The following is a 1,382-nucleotide window of genomic DNA, read 5'->3' on the forward strand; positions in this document are numbered from 1 at the left end:
GGCGATCGCACGTACGCCCAGGATCACCGGCGCGTTCCAGGGAGCGATGCCCAGCACCACGCCAGCGGCCTGGCGCAGACCCATGGCAAGGTTGCCGGGGACGTCCGAGGGGATGATCTCACCGGCAATCTGGGTCGTCATGGCCGCGGCTTCGCGCAAGCCGTCGGCGGCCAGATGCACGTTGAAGGCAGCCCAGTGGTGCGAGGCCCCGGTTTCGGCGGCCATGGCGTCTGCAAACGCCTCGGCGCGGGCCTGCAACGCATCGGCCGCGCGGGTGAGCAAGCTGCGGCGCTCGCCCGGGCCCATGGCTGCCCAGGCGGGAAAGGCGTCGGCCGCTGCCTGCACCGCCGCGTGGGCGTCGGCCACGGTGGCCGCTGGTGCGCGCGAGGCCACGCTGTGGTCGAGCGGATTGCGCCGCTCGAAGTAGGCAGCATCCGCAGCGAAACAGCGCTGGCCGTTGATGAGCATGTTGACTTCCTGCATGGTCTCCTCCTGTTGTCTTTATCTCGGGGTTCAGTTCACGATGTTCGGTTCAGCGCCATCTTGGCGCAGCAAGGCAGACAGCTCATCGCACCAGCACTTCCACCAGGCGCGGTGCGTTGGCAGACAAGGCCGCTTGCAGCGCGCCGGCCAGTTCGGCAGGATCGCTCACGCGCACGCCCTGGCATCCCATGGACTGGGCCAACGCGACGAAATCCAGTCCAGGCAGGTCGGTGCCCTGGACCACATCGTCGGCGCCGAAGCCGAAGGCCGGTGCGAAGTCCTGCAGCGCGGCGTAGCGGCCATTGTTGATGATCACGAAGGTAATGGGTAGGCCCAGTTGTACCGCGCTGTAGATGGCTTGCGGCGAGTACATCGCCGAGCCATCGCCGATGAGCCCGATCACGCGCTGGTGCGGCCGTGCCAGCGCCACACCCACTGCCGCCGGCATCCCATAGCCCAGGCCACCGCTGGCCATGGTGTAGAAGCTGCCGGGGCGGGTGAAGGGCAAGTAGGCTTGCATGGTCGGCCGCGAGCCGGGGGCTTCCTCGACCACGATGTCCTCCGCAGCGCGCACGTCGGCCAGGGTCTGCATCGCAAAGGCGGCGGACATCGGCGTCTCCGGAGCGGCGCGCGTGCGCGGTTCACGCCGGGCCGGCTGCAGACGGGTCGCGGGCGGGTGCTGCGCCATCTGCGCCAGCAGGTCTTGCAGGCCCAGCCGGATATTGCCGACGATGGCGCTGCCTTGCGGGGTCCAGGACGCGGTCATCGGATCATCGATGAGCTGGTACAGCGTCGCCCCAGGCGGCAGGTGCGGGCCGCTGCCTTCGACGTGATAGGTGAAAGCCGGTGCCCCCGCCACGAAGACCAGATCGTGGCCCTCCAGCAGCTGCACGATCTTC

The 1,382-nt window shown here is 68.7% G+C and carries 2 protein-coding genes; both read right to left on the reverse strand.

Annotation, left to right across the window (positions count from 1 at the left end; genetic code table 11):
* A partial coding sequence (locus HFRIS_RS24395) for an aldehyde dehydrogenase family protein (protein ID WP_006465701.1) occupies positions 1–483 on the reverse strand: 483 nt, incomplete at its 3' end.
* Between the two features lie 82 nt (positions 484–565).
* On the reverse strand, positions 566–1,382 hold an 817-nt coding region (locus tag HFRIS_RS24400), incomplete at its 5' end, for a thiamine pyrophosphate-dependent enzyme (RefSeq protein ID WP_006465702.1).

It is taken from the genome of Herbaspirillum frisingense GSF30 (assembly GCF_000300975.2).
GTDB lineage: Bacteria > Pseudomonadota > Gammaproteobacteria > Burkholderiales > Burkholderiaceae_D > Herbaspirillum > Herbaspirillum frisingense.